Annotated in this window: 17 protein-coding genes and 1 tRNA gene; 14 read left to right on the plus strand and 4 right to left on the minus strand. The window is 63.4% G+C overall.

Features of this window, described 5'->3' with window-relative positions; translation table 11 throughout:
- Both AC2FNL_RS12095 and AC2FNL_RS12100 read left to right on the plus strand, forming a co-directional pair.
- The coding region (locus tag AC2FNL_RS12095) for a COG4223 family protein (protein WP_496833796.1) at positions 1 to 1,077 on the plus strand (1,077 nt) is incomplete at its 5' end.
- Positions 1,078 to 1,087: 10 nt separating this feature from the next.
- Positions 1,088 to 2,596, plus strand: a complete 1,509-nt coding sequence (locus tag AC2FNL_RS12100; RefSeq protein ID WP_496833797.1) for a heme biosynthesis protein HemY — start codon at positions 1,088 to 1,090, stop codon at positions 2,594 to 2,596.
- Here the strand turns inward: AC2FNL_RS12100 and AC2FNL_RS12105 are convergent.
- Genes AC2FNL_RS12105 through AC2FNL_RS12115 form a run of 3 tightly spaced genes read right to left on the minus strand, consistent with a single transcriptional unit; the run spans position 2,593 to position 5,691 of the window.
- The gene (locus tag AC2FNL_RS12105) at positions 2,593 to 3,633 is read right to left on the minus strand and encodes an ABC transporter substrate-binding protein (RefSeq protein WP_496833798.1); all 1,041 of its coding nucleotides are present in this window, start codon (positions 3,631 to 3,633) and stop codon (positions 2,593 to 2,595) included. The two genes, AC2FNL_RS12100 and AC2FNL_RS12105, sit on opposite strands and share 4 nt — an antisense overlap.
- Complete coding sequence (locus AC2FNL_RS12110; protein ID WP_496833799.1) at positions 3,630 to 5,027, minus strand: sensor histidine kinase; 1,398 nt, start codon at positions 5,025 to 5,027, stop codon at positions 3,630 to 3,632. The genes AC2FNL_RS12105 and AC2FNL_RS12110 overlap by 4 nt, the downstream gene beginning before the upstream one ends.
- Positions 5,020 to 5,691 (minus strand): response regulator transcription factor, encoded by a 672-nt coding sequence (locus tag AC2FNL_RS12115; protein ID WP_496833800.1) that lies wholly within the window; start codon positions 5,689 to 5,691, stop codon positions 5,020 to 5,022. Before AC2FNL_RS12115 ends, AC2FNL_RS12110 begins: the two co-directional genes overlap by 8 nt.
- Before the next feature lie 157 nt (positions 5,692 to 5,848).
- On the opposite strand from AC2FNL_RS12115, the gene AC2FNL_RS12120 reads away from it, so the two are divergent.
- From AC2FNL_RS12120 to AC2FNL_RS12175, 12 genes are all read left to right on the plus strand, one after another.
- Positions 5,849 to 6,817 carry a Bug family tripartite tricarboxylate transporter substrate binding protein gene (locus AC2FNL_RS12120; protein ID WP_093963854.1) on the plus strand — a complete coding sequence of 323 codons (969 nt, stop codon included), beginning with the start codon at positions 5,849 to 5,851 and terminating at the stop codon, positions 6,815 to 6,817.
- A gap of 78 nt (positions 6,818 to 6,895) precedes the next feature.
- Positions 6,896 to 7,327: a tripartite tricarboxylate transporter TctB family protein gene (locus tag AC2FNL_RS12125; protein ID WP_170340610.1), complete on the plus strand. Its 432-nt coding sequence runs from the start codon at positions 6,896 to 6,898 to the stop codon at positions 7,325 to 7,327.
- A gap of 9 nt (positions 7,328 to 7,336) precedes the next feature.
- Complete coding sequence (locus AC2FNL_RS12130) at positions 7,337 to 8,875, plus strand: tripartite tricarboxylate transporter permease (protein ID WP_496833801.1); 1,539 nt, start codon at positions 7,337 to 7,339, stop codon at positions 8,873 to 8,875.
- Positions 8,876 to 9,016: 141 nt separating this feature from the next.
- Entirely contained in the window at positions 9,017 to 10,093 is a 1,077-nt protein-coding gene (locus AC2FNL_RS12135; protein ID WP_496833830.1) for an MHYT domain-containing protein, read from the plus strand.
- Between the two features lie 133 nt (positions 10,094 to 10,226).
- A complete protein-coding gene (locus tag AC2FNL_RS12140) occupies positions 10,227 to 11,060 on the plus strand; it encodes an FAD binding domain-containing protein (RefSeq protein WP_496833802.1) in 834 nt (277 codons plus the stop codon).
- A gap of 14 nt (positions 11,061 to 11,074) precedes the next feature.
- Positions 11,075 to 11,569 (plus strand): (2Fe-2S)-binding protein, encoded by a 495-nt coding sequence (locus AC2FNL_RS12145; protein ID WP_093963851.1) that lies wholly within the window; start codon positions 11,075 to 11,077, stop codon positions 11,567 to 11,569.
- Positions 11,566 to 13,983 carry an aerobic carbon-monoxide dehydrogenase large subunit gene (locus tag AC2FNL_RS12150; RefSeq protein ID WP_496833803.1) on the plus strand — a complete coding sequence of 806 codons (2,418 nt, stop codon included), beginning with the start codon at positions 11,566 to 11,568 and terminating at the stop codon, positions 13,981 to 13,983. The genes AC2FNL_RS12145 and AC2FNL_RS12150 overlap by 4 nt, the downstream gene beginning before the upstream one ends.
- Positions 13,984 to 14,150: 167 nt before the next feature.
- A complete protein-coding gene (locus AC2FNL_RS12155) occupies positions 14,151 to 14,951 on the plus strand; it encodes an AAA family ATPase (RefSeq protein ID WP_254432939.1) in 801 nt (266 codons plus the stop codon).
- Positions 14,952 to 14,998: 47 nt separating this feature from the next.
- The gene (locus tag AC2FNL_RS12160; protein ID WP_496833804.1) at positions 14,999 to 16,141 is read left to right on the plus strand and encodes a vWA domain-containing protein; all 1,143 of its coding nucleotides are present in this window, start codon (positions 14,999 to 15,001) and stop codon (positions 16,139 to 16,141) included.
- A gap of 12 nt (positions 16,142 to 16,153) precedes the next feature.
- Positions 16,154 to 16,966 carry an XdhC family protein gene (locus tag AC2FNL_RS12165; protein WP_496833805.1) on the plus strand — a complete coding sequence of 271 codons (813 nt, stop codon included), beginning with the start codon at positions 16,154 to 16,156 and terminating at the stop codon, positions 16,964 to 16,966.
- A gap of 106 nt (positions 16,967 to 17,072) precedes the next feature.
- The gene (locus AC2FNL_RS12170; protein WP_093963846.1) at positions 17,073 to 17,525 is read left to right on the plus strand and encodes an SRPBCC family protein; all 453 of its coding nucleotides are present in this window, start codon (positions 17,073 to 17,075) and stop codon (positions 17,523 to 17,525) included.
- A gap of 73 nt (positions 17,526 to 17,598) precedes the next feature.
- Entirely contained in the window at positions 17,599 to 18,597 is a 999-nt protein-coding gene (locus AC2FNL_RS12175) for a hypothetical protein (RefSeq protein ID WP_496833806.1), read from the plus strand.
- A gap of 56 nt (positions 18,598 to 18,653) precedes the next feature.
- Here the strand turns inward: AC2FNL_RS12175 and AC2FNL_RS12180 are convergent.
- Positions 18,654 to 18,740 (minus strand) — tRNA-Leu (locus tag AC2FNL_RS12180).
- Between the last annotated feature and the right edge of the window lie 84 nt (positions 18,741 to 18,824).

Consider the following 18,824-nt stretch of genomic DNA (forward strand, 5'->3'; position numbering starts at 1 on the left):
GCCGAAGCCGAAGCCGAAGCCGAAGCCGAAGCCGAAGCCGAAGCCGAAGCCGAAGCCGAAGCCGAAGCCGAAGCCGATCGGGCTACGGCAACCGATCAGCAATCTGAGGCCAAGCGAAGCGGGTTCATGCCGGCGCTGATTGGTGGCGTTATCGCGGCGGCGCTGGGGTTCGCCGCGGGACGCAGCGATCTGCTTTGGCCGGCAGGGTCCGATCCGTCCGAGGCGATTGCGGCGCTTGCGACCAAGATGTCCGACCAGGCTCAGCAACTGGCTGACCTGAGCAAGCAATTGTCTGCAGTTCCCGACACGTCCGCTGAAATCGTGGCGCTGAGCGCGAAGCTGACGCCGATCGAAAGCGACCTTTCCGCGCTCAAATCCAATGTCGACGATCTGTCCGGCAAGGTTGACCCCCTGGCGCAACGCGTCGCACAGCTTGAGGCGCGTCCGTTGACCGACGCGGCCTCGCCCGAGACCGTTGCGGCCGTCGAGGCCGAGCTGAAAAAGCTGCAGGACTCACTGGCCGCCCAGCGTGCCGAAGTCGAAAAGATGGTCGCCGAAGCGCAAACCCTGGATGCGCAAGCCCAGGCCAGGGCACAGGCGGCAGAGAACCTGGCCGTGCTGTCCAAGATCCAGGGTCAATTGGATGCCGGCGCACCCTATGCCGATCTGGTGGCCCAGTTGCAGACCGGCGGTGTGCAGGTGCCAGAAGCCCTGTCCGCTCCGGCTGGCGAAGGTGTGCCGACACTGACGGATCTGCGCGAGAGTTTTGCGCCTGCCGCCCGAACTGCACTGGCCGATGCGCGCGAAGCCGACAAGGGAACGGGCCTTGTCGCCTTTCTCCAGCGGCAGACCGGTGCCCGGTCCGTCTCGCCAAAAGATGGCAATGATCCCGACGCTATCCTGTCACGAGCGGAGGCTGCGTTGGGCAAAGGTGACATCAGCACGGCTTTGACCGAGCTGGGCGCGCTTCCGGAAGCGGCGCAGCCAGCTATGGCCGAATGGATCGCGGCTGCCAAATCCCGCCAATCCGCGGTCGAAGCCGCCAATGCGCTTGTGACAAGCGTGAACTCGAACTGAGGGGCCTGCCATGCTCTGGTCATTGTTGAAGATCCTGGTTTTTGTCGCGATCGTCGGCCTTCTGGCCATGGGGGCAGGTGTTCTGATGGAAACCAGCGGTGGCATCCAGATCACCGCGATGGGAACCGAGGTCACGCTCAGCCCGCTGCAGTCGGTGATTGCGCTGGGCCTGCTGGTTCTGGCGGTTTGGCTGTTTTTCAAGCTGCTCAATCTGCTGATTGCGACCCTGAAATTCCTCAACGGTGATGAGACTGCCCTTTCGCGCTATTTCGACCGCAGCCGCGAGAAACGGGGCTATCAGGCGCTGGCTGACGGGTTGATGGCACTGGCCTCGGGCGAGGGGCGGACGGCCATGACGATGGCGCACAAGGCGGAACGGCTGCTGAACAAGCCGGAACTGACGAACCTTCTGGTGGCCCAGGCAGCGGAAATGGTCGGTGACACCAAGAAGGCCTCGGAAACCTATAAGAAACTGGTGACGGATCAGGCCACACGGTTCGTCGGCGTGCGCGGAATCATGAAACAGAAGTTGGCCGAGGGCGACGATGAAACCGCGCGCAAACTCGCCGAAAAGGCACTGGCGCTGAAGCCGCGGCATCAGGAAACGCAGGATGTGCTTCTGAAACTGCAGACCAAGGCACAGGACTGGGCCGGCGCACGGTCGACCCTGACCGCCAAGTTGAAGTCCGGCGCGCTGCCGCGTGATGTGTTCAAGCGGCGCGACGCTGTTCTGGCCCTGTCCGAGGCCAAAGGAATTCTGGATGAAACCGCCAGTGTCGAACAGCAGGAGCGCGCGATCGAGGCGAACCGCCTCTCACCCGACCTGGTGCCGGCGGCCGCCATGGCCGCACGGGCCTACATCGCCAAGGGCAAGCCGCGCGCTGCGACAAAGATTCTCAAAAAGGCATGGGAGGCGCAGCCGCATCCGGATCTGGCCCATGCCTTTGCCGAGATCGTGCCCGACGAAACCGCCGAGGAACGGGTCAAGCGTTTTACGGCATTGACGCGCATCCATCCCGAACATCTGGAAACCCGCCTGATCCTGGCCGAGCTGAACATCGTCGCCGAAGACTTTCCCGAGGCCCGCCGGGCGCTTGGAGATGTGGTCGAGAAAGGTGCCGATGCCCGAGCCTATACCCTGATGGCTGCCATCGAGCGCGGCGAAGGGGCCTCGGACGCGGTGGTTCAGGGCTGGCTGGCCAAAGCGTTGAATGCGCCGCGCGGGCCGCAATGGGTCTGCGACAACTGCCATGACATCCAGGCTGAATGGGCGCCGGTCTGCCCCAACTGTCACAGCTTTGACACGCTCAGCTGGCAGATCCCCAAAACCCCCGAGATCGCCACGGCGACGGGTGTTCACATGCTGCCTCTGATCGTAGGGACTCTGGAAGACCGGTCGGATATGGCCGAGGACGCCGAGATCGAGGATATCCCCGAGCCTGAGATTGTCGATGCCAGCATGGCTGATCAGGCCCCCGAAGAGCCTGAGACCAAAGACGCCGGACCAAAACCCGCCTAGCGGGCGGTTTCGACGTCAAACGCGTCGTTCCACAGTTTGAACAACTCTGCCCTGCGGTTTGGGTCGCTGGCCACCAGAAGGGCCGGCGACAAAGGGATGAACCGTCGTGCGCTGGGCGTCAGTCCGGTCTCGGCCGAGTCCATCCGGGACACAAGCCCCGAGGTTGCGAGCAAGTCCTGCGCCCGGGCAGAGAGCAGGAAATCCAGCAAACGGGCTGCGGCGGCACTGTTGCCTGCATTCTTCGGGATCAGAAAGGCGCGGGACAGGACGAGGGTGTAGTCCTCGGGCAGGATCACCCCAACCGCGGGGTCCTGGGCATTCGCGACATAAGAGCCAAGCACGTTATAGGCGATCAGGAACCGGCCCTCGGCAACGTCGCGAATGATCTCGGCGGAACAACAGGTGGCGATGGCATCTATGCGCGCGAAACCTTCGATCAGTGACCCGAAGGTGGTGGCCTCGAGACTGTCTCCATAGGCAAACAGATACCCCAGCCCCGAGGCCGCGATGTCGTAGGTCGCCACGCGGCCGCGCAGCAGGTCGGGGCGGGTGCGCATCGCGTCCAGCAGGGCAAAGCGGCTGCGCGGCACCTCCAGATCGTCCAGACGATCCTTGTTGTAGACGATGACGGCGGGTTCGGTGGTGATTCCCCACAGCTCGTCCCGCCAGCGCCGGGCTGGGGGCAGGGCCTGCGTCAGGGCCGAGCTGTAGCGGTGGGCGCAGGCGGCATTCACCAACCAAACCATCTGCTGGACCGCCGAGGAGAACACCGCATCGGCCGGGCTGTCGCCGGTCTTGCAGGCCGTCTTGCTGTGCTGGAACAGCGCGTTCGAGCCCCATTGTTCATAGGTGATGGTCAGGTCGGGGTTTTGCGCCGCGAACTGTTCCATCACCGGGCGAATGATCCCGATATCCGTGGTCGAGCGCACCAGCAGGGGGGTGGGCCCGGTGCCGAATTCGGTCACCGCCTCCTGCGCCGCGGTGCGGGTACCCGGCATCAGCACGCACAGGGCCAGCGCGATCAGAAACCGTATCATGCGCCTGTTCCTTCGGTGGCCGCCGGAAAGCTGAGCGATACGCGAAACCCGTCATCGGTGCGGGTCATCTCGACGGTGCCGTCAAAGGCTTCGGCGGTGGATTTGACGATCGACAGGCCCAGCCCGCTGCTGTCCTCGCCCGACCCTGCGTTGCGGTTGAACCGGTCGCCCAGCCGGGCAGAGACCGACGTTTCCGGCCCCGGGCCGCTGTCGCGCACCCACAGAACGGCGCGGCCACCGTCCAGGCTGGCGCCGATGCTGACCGGGGCCTTGCCGTGGCGCAGCGCGTTGCCCAGCAGGTTCTTGGTGGCCTCGCCCAGCGAAAACGCATCGCCCCGCACCCAGACCGGGTCTTCCCCGATTTTCAGATTCACCTCGACGCCGGGGGCGATCACCTCGTGGTCGCTCTGCTCCAGCGCCTCGAGCGCCACTTCGCGCAGATCGACCGGCAGGCGCGGGGCGCTGTCGATGCGGTGGATGACCATCGCGCGCGACAATAGCTGATCCAGAAGTGTCCCGAGCGACCGCGTACGGTTCAGCAGCCGGTCCAACGCGCGGTGGCGAGCCGGGGCATCCGGATCCGCCTGCGCGATTTCGGCTTGGACCCGGATCGCCGCGACCGGGGTGCGCAACTGATGCGCGGTGTCGGCGATCAGATTGCGCATCGACAGAACCTGCCTGTCCAGCCGCCCCATGAACCGGTTCATCGCCGCGATCATGGCCTGCAATTCGCGCGGCAGACCGTCGCTGGCCACGGGCGTCAGGTCATAGGGGTCACGGCGGATCAGGTCATCCGACATCGCCTCGAGCGGGCGCAGCGCCGAACGGGTGACGAACCACGACATGATCAGTAGCAACGCGCCGGCAACCGCCATCGGCAGCAGGGCATCCAGCATCAGCCCGGCGGTCATCGCGCGCCGTGCCAACAAGGTCTGGCCGACCACGATTTCGACTTCGCCGGAAAAGTCGCGCTCGGCGAACAGGCGGGGCACACGGACGAACCGGGCTGGTTCCCCGTTCAGGTCTGCCGCGAAATACTGGGCCGACTGGCTGAAGGGCTGCGGGGGCGCGATCACAGTGTCCGGGTCCAGCCCGGTGATAAAGCGCCCGTCGGGCCCGCGCACCGCGTAATAGATCCGGTCATCCGGGGCCTGGGCCAGCAGCTCAAACGCCGAAACCGGAAGGTCGACGATAGGCTGGCCGTCCTGGATGCGCACGGATTCGGCAATGTCGCTGGCGGCGCCCAGCAGCAGCCGGTCATAGGCCTGACGAGCCGCCAGCCGCCCGTTGGCCCAGATCGACAGGCCGACCAGAACGCCGCCCAGAACAAGGATCAGCATCACCGCGCTCAGCACCCGGGCGGTCAGGCTGTGGGGCAGGGGCGGCTTAACCATGCAGGCCGATCCGGTACCCGACCCCGCGCTGGGTGGTGATGGCCACGCCGCTGTCCGAGAATTTCTTGCGCAGTCGGGCGATATACAGCTCGATCGCGTTCACGCCCACATCGGCATCCTCGAACCCGTAAAGCGAGTCGTACAGCCGCGCCTTGGACAGGAACTGCCCCTCGTGCCGGATCAGGGCGTCCAGCACGGCGGCCTCGCGCGCGGTCAGGTTCAGGCGTTTGCCGCCCAGCGTGGCGCTGCGGTCCTTGGGGGCATAGACCAGCGGGCCCAGCGTGATCTGCTCGCTCTTGCGGTCGGCATCTCGGCGCACCAGCGCGCGCAACCGCGCCTCGAGCTCGCGCTGGTCGAAGGGTTTGCCCAAGTAATCGTCGGCCCCTTTGTCCAGCGCGGCGACCCGGTCCTCGACCGCGGTCAGCGCGGTCAGCATCAAGACTGGAATGCGGTCACCCCCACCACGGATTTCGTCCAGAAAGCCCAGGCCCGACCCGTCGGGCAGGTTGATGTCCAGCAGTATCGCGTCATAGCCTTGGACCGCGCGGAAATCGCGCGCGGCCTCGACCGAGGTCGCCAGATCGCACACCACACCGGACCGGCCCAGATGGGCCACGACGCCCTCGGCCAGATCCTCGGCATCTTCGATCATCAATACACGCATTATCCCCCCGAACGCCCGTCGCAACATGACAGGTTCGTGACAGCATTATTCGTTAAAGAAAAACAACCTGCAAGGAAGGGCTGCGCGCCCGGCTCCCTGCAGGGACCGGTTTCGTCTGCGTAACAGCAGGCCAAGAAGACCCTAGGAGGAGAACCAAATGAAACTGTTTGGAACCGGCGGCGTCGTAGCCGCTGCCGTATTCGCCCTGACCGGCTTTGCCGCCAGCGCTCAGGAATGCATTGCACCGGCCAACCCCGGTGGTGGTTGGGACTTTACCTGCCGTCAGGTGGGCAAGTCGCTGCAGGATCTGGGCCTGATCGACCAGACCATGCAGGTCGTGAACCTGGCCGGTGGCGGCGGTGGCGTGGCCTTTGCCGAGGTGGTGAACAAGCGCAATGACGACAACAACCTGATTGTCGCCGCAAGTGCCGCAACTGCAACCCGTCTGGCCCAGGGCGCCTATCCGGGCAACACTATGGATCAGGTCCGTTGGCTGGCCGCGATCGGCGCCGACTATGGAGTGATCGCCGTGGCTGCCGACAGCCCGGTCAACACCCTGCCCGAGCTGCTGGACCAGATCAAAGCCGACCCGGCTTCGGTCTCGGTTGCCGGCGGTTCGGCCGTGGGCGGCTGGGACCACCTGAAGGTGTTGATCGCGGCCAACGCCTATGGCATCGACGATGTCCGCGCGGTCAAGTACATCGCCTTTGACGGCGGCGGCGAGGCGGTGACCCAGCTGCTGGCCGGCTCGGTCCAGGCCTTCACCGGTGACATTTCCGAAGCCAAGGGTTTCGTGGATTCCGGCGACATCAAGGTGATCGCGGTTCTGGCGCCCGAGCGTCTGCCCGGCGAATTCGCTGACTTCCCGACCGCCAAGGAACAGGGTGTGGACGCCATCGGCGCCAACTGGCGCGGCTTCTATGCCCCAGGCGGCATGTCGGACGAGGCCTACAACGACTGGGTCGCAAAAATCGGTGACCTGTATGCGTCGGACGAGTGGAAAGAAGTGATGGCCGCCAACGGTTTGGCTCCGCTGGACCTGCAGGGCGAGGACTTCCAGAACTTCGTTGCCGAGTCCGTCGGTCAGATCCAGACCATCTCGAAAGAGATCGGGATCATCAAGTAACCGCACCACTCACGTGCAGGCGGGTGCCGCGACAGCGTGGCGCCCGCACTCTTTATACCCGAACAACAGGAGACACCGATGAGTGACCGCATCTTCGGGGTTGTCGGACTTCTTCTTGCCATTGGTTTCGCGATATCCGCGCTGGCGATCGAAGAAAGCTTTCTGTCCGATGCCGTTGGGCCCAAGGCCTTTCCTTTGATCATCGCCGCCATTTTGGGCGTGTCCAGCGCGGTGATCGCCCTGCGCCCGGACGCCGAGCCGGAATGGCCGGCCCTTGGCCGTCTGGTCGAGATCGCCGCCGCGGTGGTGGTCATGATCCTGTATGCCGAATTGCTGCCCGAGCTGGGCTTCGTCATCGCAACGGCCTTTGCCGCGGCCTACCTGGCCTGGCGATTGGGGTCCGGCCCGATCGAAAGCGTTCTGGTCGGCGTGGGCACCTCGGTTGGCATCTACGTCATTTTCCATCTGGTTCTGGGCCTGTCGTTGGCCAAAGGGCCGCTGGGTTTCTAGGGGGCGATCATGGAAACTTTTGCATCCTTGGCCGATGGGTTCGCCATCGCGCTGACCTGGCAGAACCTGATGCTGGCCCTGTTGGGCTGCTTTCTGGGCACGGTCATGGGCGCGCTGCCGGGGCTGGGCCCGTCGAACGGCGTGGCCATCCTGATCCCGCTGGCCTTCACGCTGGGGCTGGGCGCGACGCCGTCGCTGATCCTGCTGACCAGTGTCTATTACGGGGCGATGTACGGGGGGCGGATCTCGTCGATCCTGCTGAACATCCCCGGCGACGAGCCTGCGATGATGACCTGTCTGGATGGGCATCCCATGGCCAAGAAAGGTCTGGCGGGTGAGGCTCTTTCGCTGTCAGGTATCGCCTCGTTCGTCGGCGCGTTCCTGGCGACCTGGGGCCTGATCCTGCTGGCGCCTCAGCTGGTCAAAGTGGCACTGCTGTTCGGCCCGGCCGAGTATTTTGCCCTTTTCGCGCTAGCGTTCATGACGCTGGGCGGTGTGTCGTCGACCAACCAAGCCAAATCGGCTTTTGCCGCCGCGCTGGGGCTTGGGCTGGCGACCATCGGTGTTGATACCCAAACGGGCGTGCCGCGCTTTACCTATGGCGAGGTGCATCTGTACGACGGGATCGATTTCCTAGTGGCCATCGTCGGCCTGTTCGCCCTGTCCGAGGTGTTCATTTTCCTCGAACACCGGCATGGCGGGTCTGACGCCGAGGGCAGCAAGCTGAAAATCGGCAAGCTCTACCCTCCGATGTCGATGATCAAGAGCTGCACGCCGACGATGCTGCGCACCTCGTTCCTGGGCTTCATCGCCGGGGTTCTTCCCGGGGCCGGGGCATCACTGGGGTCGTTCATTTCGTACTCGATGGAAAAGCGGCTGGTGGATAAGAAAAACACCTTTGGCACCGGTGATCCGCGCGGCGTGGCCGCGCCCGAGGCTGGCAACAACGCCGCCGCCGGAGGCGCATTGGTACCGATGCTGGCGCTGGGCGTTCCGGGATCGGGTACCACGGCGGTGCTGCTGGCGGTGCTGCTGGCGCTGAACATCACGCCCGGGCCGCTGCTGTTCACGCAGAACCCGGATGTGGTCTGGGGCCTGATCGCGGCGCTGTTCATCGCCAACTTCATGCTGCTGGCCATGAACATCCCCATGGTGGGCCTATTCACCCGCGTGCTGATGATCCCGTCGCGCATCCTGATGCCGATCGTGGCCATGGTCAGCTTTGTCGGCATCTACGGCATTTCCGGGTCCAGCTTTGACCTGCTGGTGATGATCGGGTTCGGCGTGATGGGCTGGGTCCTGCGCAAGCTGGACGTGCCACTGGTGCCGATCATTCTGGGTACCCTGCTGGGCAACGCGATGGAGAACAACCTGCGTCGCGCCGTGACCATCGACAATGGCAACTGGTGGACCCTGATCGACAGCCCGCTGTCCATCGGGTTGTGGACAATCGCGATCATCGGCTTTGTCCTGCCCCTGATCGTGGGCGCCCGGGTCAAGGCCAAGATGCACCAGCGTCGTGACGAAGAAAGCGCGATCAGCGATTGATCTGCCTGCCCGCCGCCCGCCGAAATGGTCGGGCGGCGGATCTTTTGCCAGCCCGTGACCCGCAGGGTCCGCCTGCCGATTGTCCCAGACACGTCGCTTTGCTAACGTCACTCTCGCGTCGGGGAGGGCGTGCAAACCGAAATGCTGGATTACTCGCATAACGCTTGGCTCGTGGGGGCCTCGTTGGCCGTCGCACTCATGGCCGGGTTCACGGGCCTGTATCTGACGCATGGCGCCTCAAAGCTGGATGACCAGAGGCGGAAGTTCGTTGTCGCCTTGGCCGCAGTCATTTTGGGCGGGGGCATCTGGTCGATGCATTTCGTGGCCATGCTGGGCCTGCAACTGCCGATCCTTTTTTATTATGACGCGTTGATCACCCTGATCTCGGCCCTGGTCGCCATTCTGATGGTCGGGCTGGCGTTGCTGCTGTTGCACTTCCGCGCGCGTAGCCCGGGTACGATTGTCGGCGCGGGTGTGATCGTGGGTCTTGGTATCGTGGTGATGCACTATATCGGCATGGCCGGGATGGAACTGTGCCGTCCCGTCTACACCGCATCAGACGTTGCGATCGCGACCGTGGCTTCGGTGGTGCTGTCAGTGCTGGCGATCTGGGTTGCCTACGACAATCGCACCCAGCGCAATATCCTGCTGGGCACGGTGTGTTTTGGCCTGGCCGTGTTCACCATGCACTTCGTCGCCACGGGCCTGACCGATTTTACCGCCAGTGACAATGCAGGTGGCGCGGGCCCGGCTTTGAACAATCAGGTTCTTGCGATGGGGGTGACCGTTGCGGTGTTCCTGATTTGCGGGGCATTCCTGCTGACCGGGATCACCTTTATCGGGCCCGAGCCAGCGGCCGAAGCGCCGCAGCCGGAACCGGCTCTGCGCGCCGGCGTCCCGTTTGAGCGCGAGGGCCAGACCTTTTTCACCGAACCAGCGCGCATCGCCGCCATTCGGGCCGAGGGGCACTACACCGTTTTGTACATGGGCGCCGAGAAACTGTTCTGCCCATGGTCGATCACCGAGGCCGAAACCCGCCTGAAACCAGACGGCTTTTTGCGGGCCCACCGAAGTTACCTCGTGAACCCCAGACACGTTTCCCGGTTTGAGCGGCACAAGGACAACGGCACCTGTTATTTCGACCAGGTCGATGCGCTCAGCAAGGTGCCGGTCAGCCGATCCCGCCTGACGGACATCCGCGAGGCGCTGGGCCTCTGATCGCAACTCGTGCAGCCCATTCGCATTTCGTGAAACAACCCGCGCCCCCCGTTCCTGCGCGATAGCCTGCGCACGCCCTCAGGACTTTCCTTATTCCCAAGGCCCCGAAGTGAACGGGCCAAGGGAGGAAAACATGATACCAGCCGGTTTCGAGTATCACCGGCCAGGCGACGTCGCCTCGGCCATCGACATTCTGCAGGAACACGGGGACGAAGCGCGCGTGATCGCAGGCGGGCACAGTCTGATCCCGATGATGAAACTGCGCATGGCCGAGATGGGCCATTTGGTCGACCTGCAGGCCATCGAGGAACTCAAAGGCATCGAAGTCGGGTCTGATACCGTGACCTTGGGCGCGATGGTCACGCAGCACGAATTGATCACCCACGACGGTCTTGCCGACGCGATCCCGCTGATCCGCGAAGCGGCTCTGCAGATCGCGGATCCGCAGGTGCGTTACATGGGAACGGTCGGCGGGAACGTGGCCAACGGGGATCCGGGCAATGACATGCCGGGTCTGATGCAGTGCCTGAACGCGTCGTTCGAACTGTCCGGCCCTGACGGCACCCGCAGCGTCCCGGCCCGCGATTTCTACGAGGCGGCCTATTTTACCGCCCGCGAGGACGAGGAGATCCTGACGCGGATTTCCATCCCGGTTCCCGGCCCCGGTGTCGGGCAGGCCTATGAAAAGCAGAAACGCAAGATCGGCGATTACGCAACCGCGGCTGCCGCAGTGATGGTTGGCAACGGTCAGGCATCGGTGGCGATGACCAACCTGTCCGACACGCCCGTCTGGTCTGACGCGGCCAGTGCGGCACTGGCCTCGGGCGATGTCGACGGCTGCGTGGCCGCGATGCTCAAGGCGATCGACCCGGTGGCCGACAACCGCGGCCCCGTCGAATTCAAGAAACACGTGGCCGCCGTGATGCTGCGCCGCGCCATCGACCGTGCACAGAACCGCGCGGGCTGAGGGGAGGAACACAGATGTCGAAGATGCATGTCAAACTCACCGTGAACGGCAAGCAGGTCGAGGGCCTGGCCGAACCGCGCACGTTGCTGATCCACTTCCTGCGGGAAGATCTGAAAATCACCGGCCCGCATATCGGTTGCGAAACCAGCCATTGCGGAGCCTGTACCGTGGATATCGATGGCAAATCCGTCAAATCCTGCACGACCTTCGTGGCGCAGGTGAACGGGGCCGATATCACGACCGTCGAAGGGCTGACCAATGACGATGGCAGCCTTGGCGTGTTGCAGGAAATGTTCCGCGAGCATCACGGGCTTCAGTGCGGTTTCTGCACGCCGGGCATGATCACCCGTGCGCATCGCCTGCTGCAGGAAAACCCCAACCCGACCGAAGAAGAAATCCGCTTTGGCATGGCCGGCAATCTATGCCGCTGCACCGGGTACCAGAACATCGTCAAGGCGATCTCAGCCTCGGCTGACATGCTGAACGCGCAGAAGGAGGCCGCGGAATGAACGACCAGACCATGACCCCCGAAGAACGCGCCGCCAACCTCAAGGGGATGGGCAGCTCGCGCAAACGCGTCGAGGACGTGCGCTTTACCCAAGGCAGGGGCAACTACGTCGATGACATCAAGCTGGACGGAATGCTGTTCGGCGCCTTTGTCCGTTCACCCTATGCCCATGCCCGGGTTGTCAGCGTCAACAAAGAGGCCGCTCTGGCCGTGCCAGGTGTCGTGGCCGTTCTGACGGCCGAGGACTTGGCGCCGCTGGGTCTGCACTGGATGCCCACGCTTGCTGGCGACAAGCAGATGGTGCTGGCCGATGGAAAGGTCCTGTTCCAGGGCCAGGAGGTGGCCTATGTGGTTGCCGAAGACCGCTATGTCGCCGCGGATGCTGTCGAACTGGTCGAAGTCGAATACGAGGAACTGCCGGTTCTGACCGACCCGTTCGAGGCGCTGAAGTCCGACGTAGTGCTGCGTGAGGATCTCGAGGGTCAGACAGAAGGCGCCCACGGGCCGCGCAAGCATCACAACCACATCTTCACCTGGGAACAGGGCGACAAGGACGCGACCGAAGCGGTTCTGGCCGAAGCCGATGTGGTGGCCGAGGAAATGGTCTACTACCACCGCACCCACCCCTGTCCGCTTGAGACCTGCGGCTGCGTGGCCAGCATGGACAAGGTGACCGGCAAGCTGACGCTGTACGGCACCTTCCAGGCGCCGCATGCGATCCGCACTGTCGTGTCCCTGATTTCGGGCCTCGCCGAGCACAACATCCGGGTCATCAGCCCCGATATCGGCGGCGGCTTCGGCAACAAGGTGGGCGCATATGCAGGCTATGTCTGTTCGGTCGTGGCCTCGATCGTCACTGGCAAGCCGGTGAAATGGGTCGAGAACCGGATGGAAAACCTGATGTCCACCGCCTTTGCCCGCGACTACTGGATGCAGGGCAAAATCGCCGCCACCAAAGACGGCAAGATCACGGGCCTGTGGTGTCATACAACCGCGGACCACGGGGGGTTCGACGCCTGCGCCGACCCGACCAAGTTCCCGGCCGGGTTCATGAACATCTGCACCGGGTCTTACGACATCCCGACCGCCTATCTGGCCGTGGACGGCGTCTATACCAACAAGGCGCCGGGTGGCGTGGCCTATCGCTGTTCCTTCCGCGTGACCGAAGCCGCCTATTTCATCGAGCGGATGATAGAGGTCCTGGCCATCAAGTTGAACATGGACGCGGCCGAGCTGCGCCGGATCAACTTCATCAAGGCCGATCAGTTCCCCTATCAGTCGGCGCTGGGATGGGAATATGACTCGGGCGATTACCACACCGCCTGGGACAAGGCGCTGAAAGCGGTCGACTACGACGGCCTGCGCGCCGAGCAGGCCCAGCGGATCGAGGATTTCAAAGCCGGAAAGACGCGCAAGCTTCTGGGGATTGGTCTGACGCATTTCACCGAAATCGTCGGGGCAGGGCCTGTGAAGAACTGCGATATTCTGGGTTTGGGGATGTTCGACAGCTGCGAAATCCGCATCCACCCGACCGGGTCAGCCATCGCGCGGTTGGGGACGATCTCTCAGGGTCAGGGTCACGCGACGACCTTTGCCCAGATCATCGCCAGCGAGATCGGTCTTCCAGCCGACGACATCACGCTGGAGGAAGGGGACACCGACACCGCGCCCTATGGCTTGGGCACATATGGCTCTCGGTCCACGCCGGTTGCGGGGGCTGCAACAGCCATGGCTGCACGCAAGATCCGCGCCAAGGCGCAGATGATCGCGGCCTATCTGCTTGAGGTTCACGACGACGATGTCGAATGGGACGTGGACCGGTTCGCGGTCAAAGGCGCGCCCGAGCGGTTCAAGACGATGAAAGAGATCGCCTTTGCCGCCTACAATCAGGCCATCCCGGGGTTGGAGCCGGGTCTGGAAGCCGTCAGCTACTATGACCCGCCCAACATGACCTATCCGTTCGGCGCCTATATCTGTGTCATGGAGATCGATGTGGATACCGGCGAATGGGAAGTCCGGCAGTTCTATGCGCTGGACGATTGCGGAACCCGGATCAACCCCATGATCATCGAAGGTCAGGTGCATGGCGGTGTAACCGAGGCGCTGGCCATCGCGATGGGTCAAGAGATCGCCTATGATGAGATGGGCAACGTCAAGACCGGCACGCTGATGGACTTCTTCCTGCCAACCGCGTGGGAAACGCCCAACTACACGACCGATCACACGGTGACCCCCTCGCCGCATCATCCGATCGGCGCGAAGGGTGTCGGCGAAAGCCCGAATGTGGGTGGCGTGCCGGCGTTCTCGAATGCGGTGCACGACGCGTTCCGGCCCTTTGGCCTGGTTCAGAGCCACATGCCGCATGACCATTGGCGGATCTGGAAGATCGCCAACGGCTTGGGGATGCACGGGTAATCGGTTTCGGACCGGCTGGGCCCGGTCCGCCGAACGGAGGGGGTGCTGACCCCCTCCGACCCCCTCGGGATATTTTGGGCAAACGAAGATTGGACCCTGGTGTGACACTGAGTGACGTTCAGAACGGTTTGGCCCAGCAGGGCTATGTTGCCGACGACCGGTTGGCGATGGCGTTGCATTTGGCCCAGACCCTGGGACGACCGCTGCTGCTGGAGGGGCCGGCCGGTGTCGGCAAGACCGAAGTGGCCAAGGCGCTGGCGGCGTGGCGCGACGCCCGTTTGATCCGCTTGCAGTGTTACGAAGGGCTGGACGCCAGTCACGCGATCTATGAGTGGAACTACCAGCGGCAGCTGCTGGCCATCCGAGCCTCCGAGGCGCGTGGCGGAACCAGCGAGGCCCAGCTGTTTTCCGATGACTATCTGCTGAAGCGGCCGTTGTTGGAGGCGATCAGCGCCGATGATCCGCCCGTTTTGCTAATCGATGAGATTGACCGGGCGGATGAAGAATTTGAAGCCTATCTGCTTGAAATCCTGTCGGACTTTCAGATCACGATCCCGGAACTGGGGACGATTTCCGCCAAAACGCGACCCATCGTCATTCTGACCGCGAACGGCACGCGCGATCTTTCGGATGCGCTGCGGCGGCGGTGTCTGTACAGCTTTTTGAACTATCCGTCTGGCGAGACCGAAATGGCCATCCTGCGGGCACGGATGCCCGAAGTCGAAGGGCTGTTGGCGCGCCAGATCACCGGAGTGGTTCAGAACCTGCGCAAGGAAGATCTGGAAAAGACACCCGGCATTGCCGAAATGCTGGATTGGGCCGCGGCCCTCTCGGGTCTTGGCGTCAACGATCTGTCCCAATCACCCGAGGCCGTACAGGCCACACTGGTTTGTCTGCTGAAGACCGCTGCGGATTACGATGCCGTTCCACCCGAGGTGATGGATCGCCTGATCGGAAAGGTCGCGTGATGCAGGTGACACGGTTTCCATCGCGGGCGCATGGATTGGCCGATCGGATGGCGGGATTCGTTGCGCATCTGCGCGGGAACGGTTTGCGGGTCGGACCGCGGGAGACCGGAGATGCGCTGGCCGCACTGACCTCGGTCGAGGCCACCGATGTCGGGCAGGCGCGGAATGCCTTGTGTGCCGTGATGTCCGGGGATGCCGAGGATTGGCGGCGCTTTGACGATTTGTTCGATGCCTATTGGTTCAACGCGGGCAAGCAGCGGAGCGGCGTGGCACAGAACACCCATGTCAGGGTCCAGTCGGCCAAGCCGATGATCTGGCAGCCCGCAGATCGCGGAGATTCCGCGGACGCTTCCCCCGATGCGCAGGATGCCAGCACCCCGGATTCCGGGGATGGACTGGCCGAAGGAACGGACGGCAAGCTGATCGCAACCCGGACCGACAACCTGTCGCGCCGGGATCTGCGCGAGTTGATGGACGAGCAATCCCTGCGCCGGGCCGAAGCCGCGGCCCTCGCCCTGGCGCGGGCGATACGGGATCGACGTTCGCGCAGGCGCAAACAGGCGCGGCGGGGTCCGGCGCTGGACATGCGTCGCATCCAGCGGGCGAGCCTTGCGCGCGGGGGCGAGCCTTTGGAGCTGTTTCGCCGTGCCCGACCACCACGCCCGATGCGGATCGTCGCGCTGTGCGATGTCAGCGGGTCCATGACCGTCTATTCGCGTGTATTTCTGGCCTTTCTCAAGGGCCTTGTGGCCAGCGGAACGGATGCGGATGCCTATCTGTTTCACACGCGGTTGATGCGGGTCACCGATGCGTTGCGGGACCACGACACACTGCGCGCCGCTGGCCGGTTGTCACTGATGGCCGAAGGTTTTGGCGGCGGCACCGACATCTCCGGCAGTCTCGAAAGGTTTCTGGACGGATACGGTGCGCGAGCGCTGAATGGGCGCACCATCGTGCTGATCCTTTCGGATGGCTATTGCAGCTCTGACCCGCAGGCGCTGGGTGCGGCTTTGGCGAGGATCCGGCGCAAGGCGCGCCGGATCGTCTGGCTGAACCCCTTGAAAGGTTGGGAGAACTATCAGCCCGTCGCCGCCGCCATGCAGGCCGCGTTGCCCCATCTGGATGCGCACCTTCCGGCAAACACGCTCGACGCGCTGGCCGCGTTGGAGCCCGAGTTTCAAAAGTTGTGAGAGGAACCGACCATGCCTGGTTTCGACATTTTCGACACGATTGACCAGCTGCGCAGCAGCGGCGAAGCGTTCTGCGTCGCAACGGTGGTGCGGACGGCAGATGCTACCTCGGCCAAGGCGGGCGCCAAGGCGGCGATCACCCGGGACGGGAGGATCCTTGGCCATCTGGGTGGAGCCTGTGTCCAGCGGGCGGTGCGCGCCTCGGCACAGGAAGCGCTGGCCAGCGGTGCGTCGCGGATGATCCGCGTGAAACCCTCGGACAAGGTGGTGGCAATGACCGATCCGGATGGCGTTCAGACCTTCAAGAGTGGCTGCCCATCCGGCGGTACGGTCGATCTGCTGGTCGAACCCTATCAACACGCGCCCCGCCTGGTGATCTTTGGCGACACCCCGATTGCTCATGCGCTGGCGGACCATGCGGCATTGGCCGGGTTGCGCGTATTCGTTTCGTTTGAGACCAGCGACGCGGCTGCGCAATCATGTTTCGACCCAGACGACGTGGATGCGTTGGGGGTTGAGCCCCGCGATTTTGTCGTCGTCGCCTCGCAAGGCCAGAACGACCGGGCAGCGTTGGCCTCGGCGCTGGGAACGCCGGCAAGTCGGGTGTCGATGGTGGCCAGCCAGCGCAAGGCGAAGGTTCTGACGGACAGGTTGGTATTGCAGGGTATGGACACCGAGAAGGTTGCGCGCCTGAAGTCGCCTGCCGGGCTGGATATCGGGGCCATTGATCCGCACGAAATCGCCTTGTCCATCCTGGCCGAGATCGTGCGCTGGCGAAATGCGGACACCGCCGAGGAGACAACTCATGATGAAAAACTTGCGTAGCTGGGTGGCGCGGCTATGGCCGCCCCGACCCGCCCAAACCCCCGAGGATGCCGCGGAACAGGCGCTGCGCGTCTTTCCCAGATGTTGCTGAGCAGAGGAATACCCAATGGAACTGACTGACGAAATTCGCATTGCGGCCCCCCGGGACGCGGTTTATCGCGCGCTGAACGATCCCGAGGTTCTGCGTGAATGCATCCCCGGCTGCGAAGAGCTGACCCAGACCGCCCCCAACGAGCTTGAGGCCAAGGTGGTTCTGAAAATCGGTCCCGTGAAGGCGCGGTTCGCTGGCGAGGTGACACTGGACCAGACCAACGCCCCCGACGGGTTTTCGCTGGTGGGAGAGGGCAAGGGCGGCGCTGCAGGCTTTGCCAAGGGTGGTGCGGACGTAACGCTGACCGAGGATGGTGACGAGACCGTTCTGACCTATACCGCCAAGGTTGATGTCGGGGGCAAGATCGCCCAGTTGGGCAGTCGCCTGATTGCCGGGACGGCCAAGAAACTCTCGGGCAAGTTCTTCACCCGGTTCGGCGAGGTCGTTGCCGCGCAAACCGCTGCCTGAGGCAGGCGCCCGGCGCCGTTCCAGTTGACGAATTGCGTGAGCGGGGTATGCACCTGCATAGCGTTTGGCGCTGATGCAGCAGGAGACAGTGGTGCCCCCCACCTCGAAAATTGCCGAACTTGAGAATTGGCTGGCGATGAAGCCAGGTGATCTCAAGTCGATTCGTCAGCTGGTCACACGGCTGGAACATGCGCCCAAGGCTCCGGGTTCGGCTGGGCGTTTTTCTGCGGCACAAGCGGACATCGTTACCTCGCTGGGCGCCGATTGGCGGGCGGGTCTTTTTGAGCCCGAGCACATGGTCGAACAGTACCGCGCATGGTTGGCCGCATTGCGAAACCGCGGTGTTTCGCAAGCGGTGCCGATCGGGCAGGTCTTTTCCGGGCGTGTCCTCAAGGTGCGCGGGCAGAACGCTTATTGCGGCGTTTTTCTGGACTTCTTCAAAGAGACCGGCGCCATCCCGGCGCTGTGCAATGACTGCTACAAGGTGCAGATTTTGCCGCATGACCTGCGTGCAATGTTCCAGACCTACGCCCTGCTGCTTAAGCTGGATCTACCCAATGACAATGCCCGCAAATGCATGATCGAGCTGCGCGACGGGATCAAATTCCCGTACAAGGCCTATATCTATTGCGACACCGTTGATGACGTGCGCGCATGCCTGCAGGCGTTCCGCGATCTTCAGGCCAAGCATGGGATTGAAGGAATCAGCAGCAAGATCTCGCACGGATGTTCGGAATACGGGCAGAAGTATCCGGCATTCAAATTCCCGGAAACCGATGACGCGCCCGAGTTCGTTCCCGATCCGCAATGGCCGGCTATCGAAAAGGCCTATTTCAGGTCGATCAAGCTTCCGGCACAAGCCCGGGAGAGCAACACCCGTGAGCATGTCAGCCTGCGCGATGTCTTTGCCTTCTGCACATGGGTCAAATACGCCGAGCTGATCGGCGACCCGAGCAGCAAGGCCTACGCAGCGCTGCGCGGACCGGACCTTCCCCAGCAATTCACCAAGCGGGTGCGGTCTCAGGCAAAGATCCGTCGCCGCGAGATGGAGGAATTGCAGAAGACGGAATGAGAGCCGACCACCGGTTCGAGGGTGGTTTGCGCGGTCGTCATATCTGTTCGGGGATATGGTGCCCAGGAGAGGACTCGAACCTCCACGTCCATACGGACACTAGCACCTGAAGCTAGCGCGTCTACCAATTCCGCCACCTGGGCAGGTGTCGTGGAGGGGCGTTTAAGCCTACTCGCCGAGGGCGTCAACAGGATTCGAACGGAATTTCGAAAGTTTTTTTTCGGCCA

It is taken from the genome of Ruegeria sp. CRTD044 (genome assembly GCF_059613485.1).